10 protein-coding genes and 4 pseudogenes are annotated in these 19,270 nt (G+C 55.4%); 4 read left to right on the forward strand and 10 right to left on the reverse strand.

Annotation, left to right across the window (positions count from 1 at the left end; genetic code table 11):
• Positions 1-447 precede the first annotated feature (447 nt).
• The 7 genes from MPC4_RS06680 to MPC4_RS06710 all read right to left on the reverse strand — a co-directional run bounded on the left by MPC4_RS06680 (position 448) and on the right by MPC4_RS06710 (position 11,730).
• The gene (locus MPC4_RS06680) at positions 448-2,337 is read right to left on the reverse strand and encodes a hypothetical protein (protein WP_174511833.1); all 1,890 of its coding nucleotides are present in this window, start codon (positions 2,335-2,337) and stop codon (positions 448-450) included.
• Between the two features lie 183 nt (positions 2,338-2,520).
• The gene (locus MPC4_RS06685; protein WP_174511834.1) at positions 2,521-3,771 is read right to left on the reverse strand and encodes a sulfotransferase; all 1,251 of its coding nucleotides are present in this window, start codon (positions 3,769-3,771) and stop codon (positions 2,521-2,523) included.
• Between the two features lie 192 nt (positions 3,772-3,963).
• Positions 3,964-4,944 carry a UDP-glucose 4-epimerase GalE gene (gene galE, locus MPC4_RS06690; RefSeq protein ID WP_174511835.1) on the reverse strand — a complete coding sequence of 327 codons (981 nt, stop codon included), beginning with the start codon at positions 4,942-4,944 and terminating at the stop codon, positions 3,964-3,966.
• Positions 4,941-5,906 (reverse strand): UDP-glucuronic acid decarboxylase family protein, encoded by a 966-nt coding sequence (locus MPC4_RS06695; RefSeq protein ID WP_174511836.1) that lies wholly within the window; start codon positions 5,904-5,906, stop codon positions 4,941-4,943. The genes galE and MPC4_RS06695 overlap by 4 nt, the downstream gene beginning before the upstream one ends.
• A 253-nt stretch (positions 5,907-6,159) precedes the next feature.
• Complete coding sequence (locus MPC4_RS06700) at positions 6,160-7,083, reverse strand: NAD-dependent epimerase/dehydratase family protein (RefSeq protein ID WP_210253606.1); 924 nt, start codon at positions 7,081-7,083, stop codon at positions 6,160-6,162.
• A gap of 125 nt (positions 7,084-7,208) precedes the next feature.
• On the reverse strand, positions 7,209-10,280 hold the full coding sequence (locus MPC4_RS06705; RefSeq protein ID WP_174511838.1) for a glycosyltransferase family 4 protein: 3,072 nt from the start codon (positions 10,278-10,280) through the stop codon (positions 7,209-7,211).
• A gap of 181 nt (positions 10,281-10,461) precedes the next feature.
• On the reverse strand, positions 10,462-11,730 hold the full coding sequence (locus MPC4_RS06710; RefSeq protein WP_210253607.1) for a class I SAM-dependent methyltransferase: 1,269 nt from the start codon (positions 11,728-11,730) through the stop codon (positions 10,462-10,464).
• A 503-nt stretch (positions 11,731-12,233) separates the two neighbouring features.
• On the opposite strand from MPC4_RS06710, the gene MPC4_RS06715 reads away from it, so the two are divergent.
• Positions 12,234-13,037: an ABC transporter permease gene (locus MPC4_RS06715; RefSeq protein WP_174511840.1), complete on the forward strand. Its 804-nt coding sequence runs from the start codon at positions 12,234-12,236 to the stop codon at positions 13,035-13,037.
• Between the two features lie 73 nt (positions 13,038-13,110).
• Here the strand turns inward: MPC4_RS06715 and MPC4_RS06720 are convergent.
• Positions 13,111-14,160 (reverse strand): annotated as a pseudogene (locus tag MPC4_RS06720) (IS630 family transposase).
• A gap of 193 nt (positions 14,161-14,353) precedes the next feature.
• Between MPC4_RS06720 and MPC4_RS21165 the strand changes: the two are divergent.
• Positions 14,354-15,234, forward strand: a pseudogene (locus MPC4_RS21165) (transposase); the annotation flags it as partial.
• A gap of 18 nt (positions 15,235-15,252) precedes the next feature.
• Here the strand turns inward: MPC4_RS21165 and MPC4_RS06730 are convergent.
• Positions 15,253-16,446, reverse strand: a pseudogene (locus MPC4_RS06730) (IS256 family transposase).
• Between the two features lie 48 nt (positions 16,447-16,494).
• Between MPC4_RS06730 and MPC4_RS06735 the strand changes: the two are divergent.
• Both MPC4_RS06735 and MPC4_RS06740 read left to right on the forward strand, forming a co-directional pair.
• Positions 16,495-16,802, forward strand: a pseudogene (locus MPC4_RS06735) (integrase core domain-containing protein); the annotation flags it as partial.
• Positions 16,803-17,201: 399 nt separating this feature from the next.
• Positions 17,202-18,098, forward strand: a complete 897-nt coding sequence (locus MPC4_RS06740) for a glycosyltransferase family A protein (protein WP_280514752.1) — start codon at positions 17,202-17,204, stop codon at positions 18,096-18,098.
• A gap of 151 nt (positions 18,099-18,249) precedes the next feature.
• Here MPC4_RS06740 and MPC4_RS06745 read toward each other — a convergent pair whose 3' ends face one another.
• Positions 18,250-19,269, reverse strand: coding sequence for a hypothetical protein (locus MPC4_RS06745; protein WP_174511842.1), 1,020 nt, complete (start codon positions 19,267-19,269; stop codon positions 18,250-18,252).
• Between the last annotated feature and the right edge of the window lies 1 nt (position 19,270).

Raw genomic sequence — 19,270 nt, forward strand, 5'->3', positions numbered from 1 at the left:
GCAAAGGATCATTGCCGGAAAGGAGCCGGTCTTGAACGGCTGAAGTGCTCCGGCAGGCTCACGATCGCCGCGTGGATCAGCGGCGCTGTTTACAGCATGATGCCGAAAAGTTGCAGACTTTCCGACATCATATCATGCATTAAAACAAAGGCTTAAAGAGGAAAATGCCATTCCGCTTAAGGCGTGCCGCCCTTGGGTCCTCAAATCCAGCAGACGCCGGATCGATGCGCCTGACATCGATGCTCCAAAGAAGACGCGGGGCGGCGCGAGGCGTTTTGGTCAGCATGGATTGATGCGCAGGTGGCTCTCCAGCGGAGGCCCTGACCGACAGTTCGCGGGTTGGGCCTCCGGAAAGCAAAAGGCAGCAGGTCAAGATAGTTCGCGATCATTTCCCTACCTGGGTTCTTTCCTGGCTCACGGATCACCGAAAAGCAAAATACGCCTGATCTACCGTGTGGACGAGTTCTTCGCAGGCGACCGTTTACGCTGCAAATCCGGCGCGAGATCCACCGATGAGGCGCCAACCGCAGCGGCCCGTCCTCCGTTCGTCGTGAGATATGTATTCGGCCCGATCTCGCCACTCGAAACATTGTCAATGCCGTAGCAAAAATTGGCTAATCCACGGAATGAAGCTCTATTAGAGCTGGTCGCCCATTCCGCTGCCGTGTTGCCCACGATATGCACGTTGTCGGCGCCCGCCACATAAACGCACATATTTCGCGTCTCTCGAAAATGGTTGTCTTTGATTGACACGTCGGCAATCTGTCCAGCGGGAGCGGTTGTTTTTCCATCTTTGCTGAATGCATAGATTGAAATCGCCCCCGGGTCGCCGCCTCTGGTGTTTACCCGCTCGAGGCTATTTCCGACGATGCTGATGTGCTTCGGCATTGGACCCTGCGCGAAATAGGAATAGTCGCTATAGAACGTCATCGCGCCATTACTCGGAAGATCGCTAAAGTGGTTGGCCGTCACGTCAATCTTCTGCGCGTTGGCAACCACGCCTCTTCCGCGAAGCTTTTGAAATGTTGTTCCATTGACGCTGAACAGGGTTGGCGAATCAGTCTGGTCTGCAACGATCCAGGCGGGCTCAGCGCCGCTTGGGGCAGGAGACGCGAGCGTGACATTTGTGGTGTTGGAGTCGAACGCCAGCGCGCCAACGATTGCTGTGCCCCTGACCGCGCCAGCAGCATCAATGAACTCAAGCATATCGCCGACAGACCAGGCGGTGGGTTTCCCGGCGAGCGTTAGGTGGGTGGAATCCGCAAGCGCCTTAATGGTGGTCTGCGTCCCATAGACATTGATTGCATCGTCCTGCGATCCTTCGAAGACGCCATCGTTAACTGTAAATACGCCTCGTTGATTAGCGATATTGACGCCATCTGCGTTGGTCGATTGGACGCGGGTTGTGTCGGGTCTGATTCGGACGCCAGAACCGCTGGTAAATCTGACGTCGGAGGAGACTTGGCCCTTGAATCCCTGACCTGCGGCCGCAAACACGCGGGTGTGGTCGAAAGTGAGGCCTTTGACGCTATACCAACTGACAGCGTTCGCACCGTAGACTTGATTTTCCAGGAGGTATGAGCCGCCCACGATTAGGCTATCCAGCGCCGCCTTGTCTTTTCCCCGAAGCGAAACTTGGTACGAGCCTTCGCCAAGGCTGGTTAGCGCGCGGCTGCCCGCCTCAGAATTACTCCATTCGAGGTTCGTCGCTAGCCAAGCCTTGCTGGTTGGATCGAATTGTGAAATGCGCTGCACACTCGACCATGCAATCGGTAATGCCGGGTCGACTCTAAAAACGGCTCCATCACTCCCGACTGAGGTCAAAACGGCCTGCGTAAACGGTAGTTGAGCATAGTCGAAGTCGCAGTTGCGGAGCGTTATTCCTTCGTCATATTCCATTCGAAGGATGTCTCCATAGCTCGACTTGTCCGACCCATTCAAGACCAGTGTCGAACCCTGGCAGTCCAGGGCGAAATTTCTGGCCTTCCTGATCAGCAAAGCGGCGGCCGCACCGCCGATGGAAGCTCCGGGGACAGCCTTCAGATCGTAGACGGCATTCGGCTCAAGCGTGACGCCGGCCGCATTTTTCTGAATGGCGGTCACGATGACGGCATTCATCTGCTCCGTCGTCATGTCGGGCGTGAGCGTATAGACCGAATGCTCCTCTTCGGGCGCCGGGACCGCTCGAGCAGCGGCGTCCACGGTGCGCAAGCGGTCGGTCTCCGCAGCGTTGGCCCCGCCTACCGAAAGGCACAAACATGCAATCCGTAATCCAAAGCCCCTTTTGATGGCGCCGCGAGCGCCTTTCGTCCTTCTCTTCAACTTAATGATCGACATCAAATGGCGCCCCCAGCTCTTCTCGTGTAACGGTCGCACGCTCTATAACGATGATCCGGGCGCCGGGGTCCGAAGATTGAGACGCGACTTTCCTCAAGATTTCGTGAATCTGAGGCGATGTCTATTCGCCTGCATCTGATTCACACGCCACCTCTAACATTCTTTTTTCGTGGATTGCCTTTCTCAAGCCGGTGATGACAGCAATTCCGAAATGGTCGGGCTGTTGATGATAATTGTTGCATAATGATTATTTGAGTGACCAAGAATATGGACGCCTATTTCAATGTCGACAATCTCTGCCGCGCGATCAATGGCAAACGCGATCTTTTTTGGAGTTATTGTGTCGATTAATTCTTCGACGACATTTCTTATGCTTCCATCCGTAGTCTCCACGATGGCGATCCTGAGCATGACGTCTGGGCCGTGGAGGAACTCTCGCCTCACCGTAAGGCTGAATTGGCGCCGTTCCTTCAGACAAACGTTTTTAAAATGCAAAGCAAGCACGCCTTCGCCCGATGAGTTCGGGCACAGCTGAAATCCGTGTGACACGGGATAGCAAAACGCGTTGCGGTTGACTACGTAAGCTTCTTCGCTTTCATGCATGGGAAAGAACAGGGCGATCTTTCCGATCTTTCCTTCCCCGCTGCTGTTCCCGAATATGTCAAAGCCAAACTTGGCCGCCGTCCCCTCGCAGATGCGACGAAAATCCGATTTCTCTTTTTCGTCCCATTCAGTGTTTGCAACATCATTGTCGTTCACGCTGTGATCCGCGGAGGTGCGCTCAACTTGCGTATTGACAGTGATCTCACGCACAAATTGCGATGCGGCATGTGGTTCATAGCCCAACCGCTCAGCCAATTCAGTTGCAATTGTTTCCGGTCTTTCGACTAAATCAGCGTGATTTATTTCGTAATAACTATTGGCAACATGCTGTTTTATATCGTCCCACGCATTGAGGCAGTTAACCCAATCTAAACAGTGGTTCGAGAATTCAACATCTGGAAATTTTTTTAGTTTTGATCGGATCGTCGCGATCGGCCCTCTTTTTACGAATATGAAAAATGCATTTTTATAAACATGAGACAACATGTCCGTGCATGAAATCATTTCAACGCCGGGAGTTTTGTCGATAAAATCTGTTCTGGAAATTCCATAAAGATCAAGTACTGCTTGAATAATGCCGGCCGTCAATTCTTCAGAATTATGCTCAAACAATAAACATTGATGGCTGTCGTCGATTATCGCAGAGAGTCCTGCATAATATCTTTGGGATAAGCGGCTTAACGCCAAAACGAGAGGCCAAATGTGGCCCTCCCCTAATGAACGAAATCCGGTCATTTTCTCAAGCGCTGATGAAACAATCGTGGTGCCTGAACGAGCTGCGCCCAACACAAAAATAGGTCCATAATTATTCGGCGCCGCAGTGGAATTCACTTTCTTGTCCTAGTGTGATTGCTAAAAAAGAATTTAGCGTAGCGACGCCTGATGATAAACGCAAGTAAATTGGAGCCGATGCCTCGGCGCGGCGAACTATGTTCGCCTAGTTCCTCCATCGCTCTGAAACAACGGTCAAGTTTCCCACACGCAAGAGACAGCGCGCGCAGCGGCTTGGTGTGGCGCGCGAACTCAATCCACTCGATATTGACGCCACGCCGTGCGCAGGATGGTTTCGAGATCAGAATGCTTCGCGACGAAACCGATCCGACGCTTGGCTTCGCCAACATCGGCCAGCAAGGAAGGCGGATCGCCGGCCCTGCGAGGTTGAAATTCATGCGGAACCGGGCGCCCCGTCATTGCTTCGATCCCGGCCAAAATCTGCCGGATTGAAAAGCCCTGGCCTGTTCCTAAATTCAGCCGAAGCGCGAGATCTTCTCGGGCAAGCTCCGATAGGGCCGCGACGTGTCCACGGGCAAGATCCGTGACATGAATATAATCGCGAACGCACGTTCCGTCCGGCGTCGGATAATCGTCGCCATAAATGTCGACCTTCGGAATTCGTCCGGCGACCGCCATCAGGCAGCGCGGAATGAGATGAGTTTCGGGATCGTGCTCTTCGCGCAACTCAGCATCGAGATCCGCCCCGCAGGCGTTGAAGTATCGCAGACACGCGTATCGCAGGCCATAGGCAGTCCGGTAATCGGCGAGGATCCGCTCCACCATCAGCTTGGAGGCGCCGTAGGGATTTATCGGATTTTGTAGGGTGGTCTCGACGATTGGCAGAACGTCAGGCACCCCATAAGTTGCGCAAGTGCTGGAGAAAACGATCGTGCGGACGTCCGCCCTGAGCATCTCCGACAACAGGGTGAGCGTGCCTGTGACGTTTGTCCGATAATAGGCAGAGGGCCTTTCAACCGATTCTCCGACATAGGCAAGCGCGGCAAAATGGATGCAGGCCTGGGGACGGTATTTCTTGAAGGCCATCGCGAGTTGTTCGTGATCGAGGATATCGCCGACAACGAGAGGTCCCCACTTGACGTTGTGACGATGACCGTAGAGCAAATTATCGTAGACGATAGGCTCGATCCCCGCCGAAGCCAGCTCCTTGCAGGTATGGCTCCCGATATATCCGGCGCCGCCTGTAACGATTACGCGGTCGATCGCAGTCATCGGCTGGCCTCCTCGCGCAGAAAGTCTTCAAAGTACTTGGCGGTGCGCGACAACCCTTCCCGCAATTCCACCGTGGGTTGCCATTGAAGCTTATCTCTAGCCAGCGTGATGTCTGGCCTGCGCTGTTTGGGATCGTCCGGGGGTAATCCGCGATAAACGATCTTGGATCGAGAGCCAGTCAGTTCGATGATCTGGTGCGCGAGTTCATTCATGGTGAATTCCTTTGGATTGCCGATATTAACGGGTCCGGTGAAATCCGGTCCTGTCGCCATCAAACGCAGGAACCCTTCAATGAGATCATCAACATAACAGAAGGCGCGTGTCTGCGACCCATCTCCGTAGATGGTGATGTCATCATTTTTCAACGCCTGAACCAGGAAATTTGAGACCACTCGTCCATCGTTTGGATGCATGCGCGGCCCATACGTATTGAATATGCGCACGACCTTGATCTGCAATCCGTGTTGGCGATGGTAGTCGAAGAACAAGGTTTCGGCGCAACGCTTCCCCTCATCGTAACAGGCTCGATAGCCGATCGGATTGACCCGCCCCCAGTAAGCTTCAGTCTGCGGATGCACCTCAGGATCGCCGTAGACCTCGCTGGTCGACGCCTGCAACACTTTCGCTCGCAGACGCTTCGCGAGACCGAGCACGTTGATAGCGCCATGCACGCTCGTTTTTGTCGTCTGGACGGGATCAAATTGATAATGCACAGGCGAGGCCGGGCATGCCAGATTGTAGATCTCGTCGACCTCGACGTAGAGCGGATGCGTGATGTCGTGCCGGAGCAATTCGAAGTTCGGATTCGCTGTCAGATGAGCAATGTTTCGTCGCGTTCCGGTGAAAAAATTGTCAACGCATAAGACCTCGTGTCCTTGCGCCAGGAGCCTCTCGCAAAGATGGGATCCAAGAAAGCCAGCGCCTCCCGTGACCATGATTTTTTTCATCTTGCCATAGCGCATGCGGCTTCGTTCCTCATAACAAATGCTGTTTCAAGTAGACGCTGCGCTGAAAGACCCCACAAATAGTTTAGGCGCAATCGACACTGAAGAGCCGCTATAGCGTAATTGAAGCATCAACGGAAAACTTTATGAGATAGCATGATAAAAGTGCGTCCCGTTTCGCCGGCCGCAAATGAACGCGAGGACACGCCTTGAAAATGCGCCGAGGCGCTCGACGACGATCACCGCGCTCCATATTGGATCGAGGCCGGCGTCAAAGCGCCTTGAATCCATCTTGCCTGGCATTGAAAGCGACTGTTGCGTGCAGACCTTGTTTCCAGCAGATTTTGGGCCGCCAGCCGGTTTCGTTGGCGATCAGGGAGGCGTCGAGCACATTGGCGGGAACGTCCGCCTTGCGCCCTTCCTGGAAGCGAATCTCGGGCTTCAGCTCGCCGATGCACCGCGCAATATCTGAGATAACCTCAACGATGCTGCGCCCGATTCCACTCGCCACGTTCATGACTTTATGAGGCCCGCTGTAGAGAGCGGCGAGCAAAAACGCATCGACAACATCCTCGATATAGATGTAGTCCCGAACGGTTCCTCCATCCCCCCAAATATCGATTGGCTTGCGATGAAGGACCCTGTGGATGACTTCGGCGACCAGCCCCTGGCGCTTAGTGGAGCGCTGAAACGGTCCATAGGGATTGGAAACGCGCAGCACCTGATAGTCGACGCCATATGCATGGGCATAAAAGTAAAGGTATTTCTCGATGAGGAGCTTGTTGACGCCGTAGGGCGAGATCGGATTGGTGGGATGATCTTCCCGGATAGGCGTGCTGTGAGGAATTCCGTAAACGGTGCCGCCGGAAGACGCGAAGACGATCTTGCCGACGGAACCCTCGCGACACACTTCGAGCAAGTTTAGAGCCGGCGAACAGTCGTTAGTCAGATCGGTCACGATCTCCCGCGTGGGCGTTCCTGGAACGGAAGCGCTCAGGAGGTAGAAAACAAAATCGGCTCCATCGACAGCATGACGTAAGACATTGCGGTCATCCAGCTCGGCGCTGGTCCAGCGCACGTTTTCCGGGAAAGCATTTGGATAATTCAGGACGCGACCGATCGCGGTCACCTGCGCGCCTTGCGCGGCCAGGCCGCGGCACAGATTGACGCCAAAGAAACCGCCCGCGCCAAGCACCGTACATCGTGCGTCGCGGAACTGCGGCAGGCAGAGGCTCTCTTTTGTGGCTTCGGTCATCGCTATGGATCTAAGTCCCAGGGGCGAGCGTCGAATTGACGAATCGTACAAGGCCCCAGACTCATTCATAGCCCCTTAAAAAGGTAACTTGGGGGCGAAACGCTGGAAAGCGGGCCACGCCAGACCAGCGATTGCGGTCGAACATAGCGGCCAGACAAAAGATCGTTCCAGATCTCCTCAAAGACCGCGAGATAATGCTCGCCCATGTCGCTCGTCCGAAACCCGCCCTCGCTGACACGCTTTATCGCCGCAGCGGACATGGAGGCCAGTCGCGCTGGATTGCGCTGGAGTCCGGCGATGGACTGAGCGAAGGCGTGAACGTCGCCGATCGGCAGTCGATCTCCTACATCCCTCGAGACGAGATCTGGAATTCCACTGGGTAGATCGCTCACGACGGGCGCGCATCCGCAGGCCATGGCCTCGATCAGGGAGATCGGCATGCCTTCGAAAGACGATACCAGCAGGAACACATCGCTTTCACGAAAAACCTCGTACATTTCTTCACGGGTGAGGCGGCCAACCATGCTGACGACGCCGTTCTTGATTTTCTCATTCCATGATTTCGCCAGCCACTCCCGTTCGTCGCCTTCGCCGATGACAGTCAAACGATATGGAACGGCTTCGCGATCGAGGCTCCTCGTGATCGCCACAAGATCTCTCACACGCTTCTGGTGTTGCATGAGGCGTCCGCAAAAGACGATACGAATCGGTTGGTCCGCCGCCCGGTTTGCGATTCGCGCTACCCCGCCTTTCACTGAAACGCCATAAGGTATGACGAGGGTTCGGTCGGCCAGGGAGGGATTTATGTCCACCACCTTGTCCAGAAGATGCCGATTGCTGCAGACGATCTTGTTCCAGTAACGCGCGAGCCTATACACATGATCATAATGCTCGATGTCGTCGCTATGCACGATGCCCACGACGCCAATCCGGCTCGAAAGCGCCGGAGTTATCGCCGAGGTCAGATAGTCATAGTTGGGGACTAGGATGCACGGCGCGTTTTCATTGGCAAAATCGATCAACCGCTGCCATTCATCCTCCTGCGGGCCGATAAGATTAAGAAAGCGCATCGGCAATTGCGGGAGAAACTTGCGGTTTGAATCGTTGAAGCTTGGAAAGACAAGTTCGCAATCAACGCCGCGATCGATCAGGTCATGCATCAGCGTTTCTGTGAACGAATTGACGCCGCTTATCCACCAATCGCGCCCGAAGAAAAGAACGCGGGGCTTGACGGGCACTTTGGCCCGGCTCTTGGTCTCGATCAGAGGAGCGCCTAGCGTTTCTCGAGCCAGAGAAGCGACGCTGAGGAAGTAATCTTCGAAACGGTAGCGCGTCTCGACTCTGCGTAACGCATTTGCACCGATGCGTGCACGCTCATCCGAACGCGTAAGCAGTTTTTCAATTTCAGTAGCCATCGCCGATACGTCGCCGTAAGGCACGACAATACCGCTGTCTTCCGCCAGCGCCTCGGGGGCTCCGCCGGCGTCGGCAAAGGCGACTGTGGCGAGAGAGCAAGCCATCGCCTCGTGTATGACGCACGGGAAAGGGTCTTCCCGCGACGTCATGGCAAAAACATCCGCTGCCTGATAGTAAGGAGCCGGATCGTCTTTCAATCCGACAAAATGGAAGACGTCGCGAATATTAGAGCTGTCGACATCTTTTTTCATCCAATACGCGAAATTTTTGTCCATCGTGTCTGAACCCAGCCAGACGAAGTGCGCACGATCTCCGAGGGTCTGAAAAATACGCTGGGCGACGCTAATAAAAATATCGACGCCCTTGCGGATATTGACCGTCCCGCATCCAAGAACAAGAAGCGCGTCCGCCGAAACTCCGAGTTCGCGACGAACCGACAATCGCGCTTCTTCTCGAGAACCGTCGCCAAAATGAGCGTCGAGTAGGCCCTGCGGCAAAACTTTCGAGAGCCCCGGCGGAAGCGGCACTTTAGCGTCGGCCACATCACGGACAAATTGGGCAGGAAAAATGATTTGGTCCGAGAACTCGTACAGGTCCCTGATGTAGTTCTCTGGGTACAAATACAGCATTTCATGAACAAGCGAGATGACCGGAATGCCAAGTGCGTGGAACGGTCCGGAGTAGTGGTTTGTGTTGGCGGTGTTACATAGGGCGAGAATCACAGGGCCGCCTAACCCCAGTTCGCTCACCAGATCGCTGAGGTTCAGCTCCTTGTCATTTATCGAATGCCGTGATGAATCAAACACGTGGCTATATCTACGAAAGTCTCTCTCGAGATCGCCCGGTTGATCAGTGAATGTAATTAAGCTGTATTGGTTGAGCTGAGCAAAGAATTTTATTAGCGTCAGAATGATCAGAGGAGCCCCGGTCCGGGACATATCGTGGGTTACGAACAAGATTCTCGGCCGCGGGTCGTTGAGTTTGATGCTTTCGCCGAGCCTTGGCTTCACCACATTATAGTATTTGAGCTTCGCCCATCCGGGTGGAAGATCGGCGTTCACCGAGCCGCCGGAAAGGGGCTTATAGCGCGTTCGTTCCTGGCGGGGCGCTCCAAACTCAAGAAAGTGAGCAAGGGGATTCACGCCCAGACGCAGCAGGTCTGGATGCCGGCTGATATACCAGCGGGTCTCAAACTCAGCATGGGGGTTGCGTCCTTCCGCGGCGCCGAAGGCGATATAATGATCGACCGGATCGATCCCCGAAGCCGCAACATCCGGATTCTGTATTAAATACCACGCGACATCGAAAAGCCGGTTCGGGCTATTTCCCAGCACCCTTCCGGCGGTCAAGTGGAAGCTAAAGGTCCCTTCATCCGCTTGGCTGGACTCGGGATAGGTCTCCTCGTACCATTCCGGATCAAAGAGTGGGCTAGGCGCGCGCCGCTCTTTGGCGCCGAACAAAATGTAATGCACGAGGGGATGAATACCCGCATCCACGACATCCGAATTGTGCTTCGAATACCACTCCTCATCGAAAAGAGAATTTGCGCTAAATTTAGGCTCTTCACCCCTAAGATATTGCTTGATCAATTCGTCCACGTCCCCGCGGACGAAAGGAGCCGTCAGATAGATCCATTCAATATCAAATAATCCACTTGACCGGATTATCTTCAATAGAGATTCGTCAATGTTGACATCGACGCTTTCTATAAATTGCCCCATGTTTAGGCGCCCCCACCTATTTCCTTATCAAGCCAAAATCAGAGAGCATTCTTAGACAGAAAAGCGAGGTTCTCAACCGGCGCGCCGTCGATCGCGCTTATCGAAAGACATCCGCTTTTGCTCGTGACGCAGCGCTTCGAACGCAACTCTGCTTTTATGGAGTTCCGGGCGGGGTCTCATCTCATTCGTCATAGAGAAATTGCGAAAGAGCCACGTCAATTTTCCGGGAGCTCCCGGCTCCTTTGACTGTGAACGGCGAGAGTTCGATTCCTGCATAATAGGCGTGCAATCCTGGTGTGGGGGTGACAGCAATCTCCAGATCAAGATAATCACAATTACCAGTTTCAAAGTCTATGAACGTCCGCGTGCGAGGCTCCACCGAGATGCTGTGAATTTCATCGGGCTTCCGATTGAGGTCGCGAACGCTAACCACGGCGCCGGGGTTGTCAGCCGCGCCGTTGCTGGCATAGGCGGAAAACAGCAAATGGGTCCCTGATGAAGTTGGCAATCCCTTCCAGATCACGCGGAGGGCGTCGCCGGTGTGATTTGGATGGACCTGGGAGCCGCAAGCAAACGGAAAAGGAGCTGGCTTGGTATGTTGGTTGCCGTTAATGACCTCGGGAACGCATTTGGCGAAAAACATTCGGCACTGCGCCTCGCCCGGATAGTCGATCTCCGCAAAGGGCGATAGCAGAGAAACAAAGTCGTCTATGACCTCGGCGTTGCGCGCAATGTCCCAATCGGCCTGCAGCAATGTCGCGATATCGGTGAGCGTCTGCTTGAGATCGGTGAAGCGCAAAATCCCGAGATTCGGCGCGCTCGCCTCCGTCCATTTTTGACCGCGCCAAACCCGGAAAATGTCACGCGCCGCATTTTGGTGCGAATAGCCCTCGTGGAAAGGCAACAGAACGTCATGCAAAGCGATAACGGCCCCTTCCCTTAAGTTCGGCAGAATGCTGAGCAGGTCGATCGCAGCCCAGGGCGACGAATGAGACGCGTCGATGAAGACGAAATCCACTTGCCGGTCGCCCAGCGTCGCCTTGATGTCGAGCGCAGTCGACGACCGATGAAAATGTACATTCGGACGCTCGCCGAGGATGTCGAGAGCAGCCTGTCCGACGATCTTCGTTTCATCGAAGTAACAGACTTCCATAATGTCGAAAGTGTGCAGTTCCCATTGCTGGTCGGCCGCGTCCGCGGCGGCGGCGAGCACGGCTGTCGAAACTCCAGAAGCCGTTCCGACTTCGACCAGAACACGCGGTCGCAACCGTTGAACCATGCTGGAAAGAACAGCAGCCTCTGCCGATGTTATCGTTCCTGTTGAAACCCAGGACGGAACCTTGCTATAAATACCTTTTAGCAAATCCAGCATTATTTCTCCCGGGTGCGAATATCCATCACGGGGACGGCCAACAAAACAGACTAACCGGGCGCGCCCGCCACGTCGCAAGACCATAATCACATGGGGGGCAAAGTACCCTTCTTCGACGTGCTGTCAACCAAAGCGCTCACTGTCATGGGATCGTCGGTCAGAATGGATCTGATGCGATTCGGCCTCGCTCGCCTTTCGAGCCGCCGGCTTAATTCCGGAACCATTTTCCTCTTCCGCACAGGATTATCGTCAGAAATGCGCTTTTTCCGGGTCATCGCCGGGCAATCATTGATCATCACCGGGACGGCGTCGGCGCCGTCAAACGATGGCGAGGGCGGCGGCATAAACCGGGTCCTGGCGCTCTGCCGCAATTCCGCTCGGAGTTCTCATTAAAGATGTGAACCATTGATGCGCAGCTGCGTCGCAGCCTTGGCGGCGATCAAACATCTACAGCGGGGTTGCGCCTCAGTCCGCAATTAGTGGACACTCCGCGAAATCCGTCCTGAAAGCACAAGAAATCGGCAGGCTCCCAAAACGATGACGCGAATTGAGTTGCGGGAACGAAACATTGAGGCGCAGCGATGCAATCAGACATGACGATTAAGCCATCGCGGCCCGCCTCGTCCGCGCTTGCGGTCAATCTGGCAGTCGTCCGCGCGATTTTGTTGCGCGATATCAGCGTCCAAACCGGACCCTACGGCACAGGCTTGATTGTTCTCTTGCTGATGCCCCTCGGGCATCTTCTCGCCGTGGTGATCGTCTTCAAAACTTTCGGCCGGTTACCGGCGGTAGGAACGGACCAGCTTGTCTATTACGGCGTATCCATACTTCCATTTGTGATTTATGTTTACGCTGCCCGACAGCTTGTTATGGCGCTTGTCATAAACCGGCAGCTTCTTTATTTTAGTAGAGTAAAGGTCTTCGATATTCTGCTTGCAAGAGGCGCTCTGGAACTGGCAAATTCGATCGTTCTTTCAATTGTCGTGATATTGATATTAGTTTTTTTCTCAGATGGGTTTTCGCCGCGAGATCCTACGGGCTTCGTTTTTGCGATTGCCGGAACGATTTATTTCGCATTTTCATTTGGAGTCTTGAATGGATTAATTGCACAAGTTGTTCCAATATGGGCCCTGTTGTTTAATCTTTCGATGCCTCTTTTTTGGATCAGCTCAGGCATCATCTTCTTTCCTCCGGCGATCCCGGATCCTTATGATCACTGGGCCGCTTTGAATCCATTACTGCAATGCGTCGAGTGGATCCGTTCGTCGTATTACGAGGATTACCCGGATAAGCTTCTCAACATTCCCTATCTCTTCGCTTTTTCGACAGCGTGTTTGGGCATCAGCCTCATTTCCGAGAAGCTTGCAAGGCGCGCGCTTCGATAAGTTGCTCCGCGGGCCTGATTTGCTGGATACGATCCAGCCCGGCTTTATTAAAGCCCATTGATACCAACGGCCCTTATGATTGACCGATGTGGGCCCATTCGCGCATGCCGATTGAGGTGATTGTTTTGGGCTGTGCGATGAGGTTTCGCCAGGCCTCACAGGCGGCGTCGATGATGGCGTCATAGCTTTCGAAGACGCGGTTCGAGAGCCAGTTCGCGCGCAGATATTGCCAGATGTTCTCGACCGGGTTCAGCTCCGGGGATCGGGAAGGCAGGAAAATCAGCGTCATGTTCTTTGGGACGTTGAGGGCCCCCGTCGTATGCCACCCGGCGCGATCGAGCAGCAGGACAGCGTGTGCGCCCTTGGCGACCATGCGTGAGATTTCGTCGAGATGAAGTTGCATGGCCTCTGTGTTGGCATAGGGCAGTGCGAGCGCCGCGCCGGTTCCGCGGGCCGGGCAGATCGCGCCGAAGAGCCAGGCGCTCTCGTAGCGCTGGTCGGCAGGCTGACGCGGCCGCGTTCCGCGTCTTGCCCATTGGCGGACGATCCCGTTCTTCTGGCCGATCCGGGCCTCGTCCTGGAACCAGATCTCGATGGGTTTGCCCTTCCTGACGCCGGCCAGATGGACGTTCAGCGCGGCCGCGAAGTTTTTTTAAACGCCTCGATCGTCCGGGCGTCCTGCCCCGGGTGGCGCCGACGGGCGCTGACATGGAAGAAGCCGAGCGCCTTGAGGAGCTTGCCGACCGTACGCTCGTGATAGACGACGCCGAAGCGCTCGCCGATGACGCGTTGCAAGTCGACGCGCCGCCAGCGCACGACGCATGCACGGCCCGGTCCGGACCGGTCCAAGCTGCGCCAGTTTCGCCTGCTGCTCCGCCGAGAGGCGCGTCGGCCTGCCCTTCGACCAGTTGTCGAGATCATGGTCGTTAAACCGATGCGCCCAGTCGCGCAGCGTCTGGCGATCCATGCCGCCGATCCGCGCCGCATCTGTCCGGTTCATGCCGTCCAGGACCGCCGCCAGCGCCAATAGACGCCGGCTCTGGTTCGCGTTCTTCGCCGCCGTCGCAAGCCGCCAAAGTTCGCCAGCTGAAAAATCCGTCCGTAATTTAACCGCTGACGCCATCGCGCGAATCCTCCCCGCGCCATGCAATTATCTCAGACGCGAAAGCGGAATCCCTCACGAGCCAAATATCGAGGCCGTTGGTATGACAAGCTCAGTAGGCGATGACCTTACCCCTTGGGCTTGACCTGCTCCCTGAAAACCGGCCATTTTGAACTGGGATTTCGAATTATGATCCCTGATTAAGGAAAATTCCATGAAAACGAGCAAGTTCACGGAGGCGCAGATCGCCTTCGTTTTGAAGCAGGCGGAGGATGGCGTTGCCGTTGCGAGGTCTGTCGCAAGGCGGGCATTTCGGATGCGACCTTTTACAACTGGCGCAAGAAATACGCTGGCCTGATGCCGTCGGAGATGAAGCGGCTGCGCCAGCTTGAGGAAGAAAACGCCAAGCTGAAACGGATTGTCGCCGACCTGTCCTTGGACAAAGCCATGCTTCAGGAAGTGCTGGCAAAAAAGCACTGACGCCTGGCCGCAAGCGGGAGCTTGTCGACAAGCTGCGATCGGATCGGAAAGTCTCGATCCGGCGCGCCTTTGCTCGGCACTACGGGTCGACCGGGCGCTGTACGCCTACAATTCCAAACGGGGCGGCCAGGCGGATATCAAGCAGCGGATCAAGGAGATCGCGGAGACGCGCGTGCGCTATGGCTATCGGCGCATTCACGTGCTGCTGCGGCGGGAAGGCTGGGCGGTGAACGCCAGCGGATCTATCGGCTTTACAAGGATCTTGGCCTGCAATTGCAGAACAAGACCCCAAAGAGGCGGGTGAAGGCCAAACTGCGGGACGACCGATGCGCCGCCATGCAGCACAACGAAACCTGGGCGGAGCTGGTTTGAGGCTCCGGCAGGCGCAGCCTCTTGGAGAAGCCAGCGGAGGGGATGGACTTTGTGCATAACCAGTTGGCGACAGGCCGAAAGCTTCGGGTGTTGACCATAGTCGACACGTTTTCCCGCTTCTCTCCGGCTGTTGATCCCCGTTTCAGCTATCGGGGCGAAGACGTGGTCTTGACGCTGGAGCGGATCTGCAAGAGCGTCGGCTATCCGAAGACGATCCGAGCTGGGAGTGTCAGAAATTTTGTGTGCGAGGCCGGTGAGCCATCACGCTTGAACGAACCTTTCGTCGAACATGATGGCGAATTGAGTCTTTGCCTCGAACCATTCGCGCGGCGGCATTTTCCATTCTCGGGCGGTCTCGCGCAAGACGAGAAACAGAAGCTTCGTCGCGGCGTCATCGGTTGGAAAATGACCTCTCGCGCGCACGGCGCGGCGTAATTTTGCGTTAAGCGCCTCAATCGCGTTTGTGGTGTAGATGATCCGCCGGACGGCCTCCGGGGAGGCGAAGAAAGGGATTACGCGCTCCCAATTGCGCCGCCAGCTTTGCGCGATGGCCGGATATTTTTGCCCCCAATGGCCAGCGTCGAAAGCCTCGAGCGCCGTCCAGGCCGCATCGGCGTCCTTCGCCCGGTAAATCATCTTCAATGCGCCGGCGAGGGCTTTGCGGTCTTTCCAGGAGGCGAAATCCATTGAATGGCGGATCAGATGGACGATACATGTTTGAACGATCGTCTGTGGAAAGACGGCGTTGATCGCCTCCGGAAAGCCTTTCAAACCGTCGACGACGGCGATCAGAACGTCATTGACGCCCCGGTTCTTCAGCTCGTTCATCATCCGCAGCCAGAATTTGGTGCTTCGGTATTTTCGATCCAAAGACCCAAAATATCCTTCGTCCCATCCGCCTGGACGCTCAGCGCGATATAGACGGCCTTGTTGCGCACCAGGCCTTCGTCCCGGATTTTGACCCGCAACGCATCAAAGAAAACAAGCGGATAGCTCGCCTCCAAAGGGCGGTTCCGCCATTCGCCAACCGTCTCCAGAACCCACCGTCGAGATTAGGTCGGACGAAACATCCAGCCCATAGATCTCAAGCAGATGTCCCTGAATCTACCGCACCGTCATGCCGCGCGCATACATCGACACGATCTTCTCGTCGAAACCGGGAAACCGGCGCTGGTATCTGGCGATCAGCTTGGGATCGAAAGTGCCCTCACGATCGCGCGGTATGCGAATATCGAGCTTCGACGTCTCGGTGATCACGTTCTTGTTCGAATAGCCATTGCGGTGGTTTTTCCTGCCCTCGGCCGCCTCGCCCTCAAGATGATCGTCAATCTCAGCATTTAGCACCCGCTCGGCCAGCGCCTTCTTCAGCTCATCGAATAAGCCGTCCTTGTTGAAAACCTCTTTCGGATCGCGGCCGGCCAGAAGTTGATCCAGGGTGTCTTTCTTGATTGCCATATGAGCCCTCCATCGGCGTCATTATGGCCCAGCACACAAGATTCCTGACAGTCCCTCCGGGTGGATCAGGGCTCCGAATTCATCTCGCGGGACCTTGATCTGTGGGCCTATCAGAAGGGCGTCGTGCTCGACTTTTCACGGCCGGCAAGCCGACCGACAACGCTTTCATCGAGTCGTTCAACGGCAAGTTTCGGGCGGAGTGCCTCAATGCCCACTGGTTCATGAGCCTTGCGGACGCCCGGGAGGAAATGGAGGTCTGGCGTAGAGACTATAACGAGGTCAGACCCCATAGCGCGATCGGGAATAAGCCCCCGATATCGTTGGCAAACGGCTTATCGACGCTCCCCGCGTCATAAGCCAAAACAGGCGGAAATTCCAGTCTCGGCTGGCCTAAAAACCGGGAGCGGCTCAGGAGGCCTCCAATAACTCTGATTTTGGCTGAGCCCCGTCGCGCATTGATCGCTATTACGGCGTCTTTGCGCCGCTCATCGCGGAGGCCCAGCCTCGCTCGCCAACTATCCTCGTTTCCACAATTCCCGCCGACCCAATCCAGCCTTGACTGGCAGAGGTCAGAACAGGCCTATTTCAACCGGCTGCCGCACATCGCGGCGACCGGAACCGGGCACACGCGCGACTTATCAAACCGGAAAAGTTGTCCAGACAAACCGAGCCAGCTCTGCGTAGCTTTTCATTTACATCCTCAATTATACAATATGTCTATTATACAATATGTCTATAATATGGTAGACGAACCTATGCCTGCGTTGAGTATCATTTTAATAGCTCACAACATGGAACGTGAGCTGCCGAGAACCTTGAAGTCATTCTCTCCCGCGATGCAGCAGGGATTGAGTGTCGACGATTATGAGTTGATCGTGGTCGATAACGGCTCTCGACGCCCTTTTCGCCAGCAGGAGCTGGAGCCCTTTGCGCCAAACGTCAGGGTTCTCGACGCGCCCGATCCCACTCCCTCGCCTGTCGCCGCGATTCACCAAGGGTTGGTTGCGGCAAACGGCGAACTTATCGGAGTTTGCATCGATGGAGCTCGAATGGCGTCCCCAGGCCTCCTTGTCAATGCTCTGGCCGCGTCTCAGCTCCATCCGAAGCCGGTAATCGGGACCTTGGCCTTTCATCTGGGTTTCAAGGTGCAGATGGAAAGCGTCCCTGAGGGATATTCTCAGGAGGTCGAAGATACCCTTCTCGCTCGTTGCGACTGGGAGAAGGACGGCTATCGGCTCTTCCAGATCTCTAGTTTCGCTGGTTCCTCAGCCGAGGGGTGGTTCAAATTGCCAGCAGAAACAAACGCATTGTTCCTCAAGCGTTCGCATTGGCGAGATTTAAATGGCGGCTATGATATCCGCTTCAGGACGCCCGGCGGAGGTCTGGCGAATTTAGACCTGTGGCATCGGCTGGCCGAAGATGCAACATCGGGTTTGATCATGTTGCTCGGCGAGGCGACGTTTCACCAGGTCCACGGCGGCGTGGCGACGAATGCGCTTGAGTCACCTTGGGCAGAATTCAGCCGCGAGTACCGAGCCATCCGGGGCGTCGAATATAAGCGTCCCGTGCGCAGGCCGCTACTGTATGGCGCCTTCAATGCCGAGAGCGCCAGCCATATTGAATTTTTTTCAAGCAGCGCCTCGTCGAGGTAAAATTACGGCGCGGCAACGGTCCGGACCGCGAAGGCTTCTCATCGCTTTCAGCCAGAGCTTTGACGGGTTCCCTATCATATCCGCAAGTACACAGAAGGCTTTTCGTTGGATACAAAGAGTCCGAATGAAGCAATTGATCCTGGAAAAAATCCTAGACTGAATCGAGTGACCGCGCAGAAAATATTTCATCCGCCAGTTTTCTGTATCTAACATAATCGTCCGACGCATATACTTCATTCAGATCGCAACGACGCGTGGAAGGCGTCAATTGCAAAAGTTTTGGTTCATTGGCGCGTCCGAGCGCGGTCAGGAGATTATGGTTTGACGCTTCAAACCGCTGACGCAGTTTTTCATGTTCGGCCTCGCCGAGAATGCTCCGGACTCCTGACGCGAGACGCTTTGACGCCTCCTCGCCCGCTACTCGGTGCCGGACGAAGTCCGCGTGGGAGAACGGTCGTTCCAGAGCCAAAAGATAGGCGAGCTCATGGATGTTGAGCGAAACCTGAGCGGGGGGAACCTCGATGAGGTCGGGCACGATTGGCAGGCCGGCCGCGCTTAAGAATGCAGAGAACAGATCGGATCGGGCTTCGTCGTAAAAGATGATGTTGCAAGCGCCGAAAGCATGCCGCCACGCCTCATAATGAGTATTCCAGTCAGGACGACAAAAGCGCTCACCCTGCGTGTCGCAGAGCCGCGTAACGAAACTCGAGAGATCCTCAGCTACATCTGCTGTTTTAGTCAACTGATTGAAGTAAGATTCTATCCATTGGTCTTGTCGGCGCACGAACAGAACAACGACGCAGGACCTGCACGTTGGGAGAAGCTCGCGAAGTGCTCCAGCGTGCTCCGGGCGGAAATTTTCAGCGGAAAGAACAATAGCTTCCTCATCCGATCGCCAATCGCGAAGCAACTCGGAAACAATCGCGGCCGGTCTCAGCCTGGTTACGTCGATGTTTGGAAATATCCGCTCGAAGCTTAGAGAAGGACGCTTGCTCAGGACAGTCGCGAGCAGTTTAGCATTGCCGGCCATCTGCGCGACCGAGGGTAGGACGGGTACGTAAATCCCGTTTCTCCGCAAGTGCGCCGGATCGGCGCGCAGTCGCTTTTGGAGGTAAGTCGAACCCGTTTTCGGCGCGCCAACATGGATAACGATCCGAGGAATGTTGTTCATA

Source organism: Methylocella tundrae, from assembly GCF_901905185.1.
Lineage (GTDB): Bacteria > Pseudomonadota > Alphaproteobacteria > Rhizobiales > Beijerinckiaceae > Methylocapsa > Methylocapsa tundrae.

Excerpts from the sequence above, each read along its gene's own strand:
- galE (WP_174511835.1), bottom strand. The coding sequence starts at position 4,944 with ATGACTGCGATCGACCGCGTAATCGTTACAGGCGGCGCCGGATATATC.
- MPC4_RS06695 (WP_174511836.1), bottom strand. The coding sequence starts at position 5,906 with ATGCGCTATGGCAAGATGAAAAAAATCATGGTCACGGGAGGCGCTGGC.
- MPC4_RS06745 (WP_174511842.1), bottom strand. The coding sequence starts at position 19,269 with ATGAACAACATTCCTCGGATCGTTATCCATGTTGGCGCGCCGAAAACG.
- MPC4_RS06680 (WP_174511833.1), bottom strand. The coding sequence starts at position 2,337 with ATGTCGATCATTAAGTTGAAGAGAAGGACGAAAGGCGCTCGCGGCGCC.
- MPC4_RS06705 (WP_174511838.1), bottom strand. The coding sequence starts at position 10,280 with ATGGGGCAATTTATAGAAAGCGTCGATGTCAACATTGACGAATCTCTA.
- MPC4_RS06715 (WP_174511840.1), top strand. The coding sequence starts at position 12,234 with ATGCAATCAGACATGACGATTAAGCCATCGCGGCCCGCCTCGTCCGCG.
- MPC4_RS06740 (WP_280514752.1), top strand. The coding sequence starts at position 17,202 with ATGCCTGCGTTGAGTATCATTTTAATAGCTCACAACATGGAACGTGAG.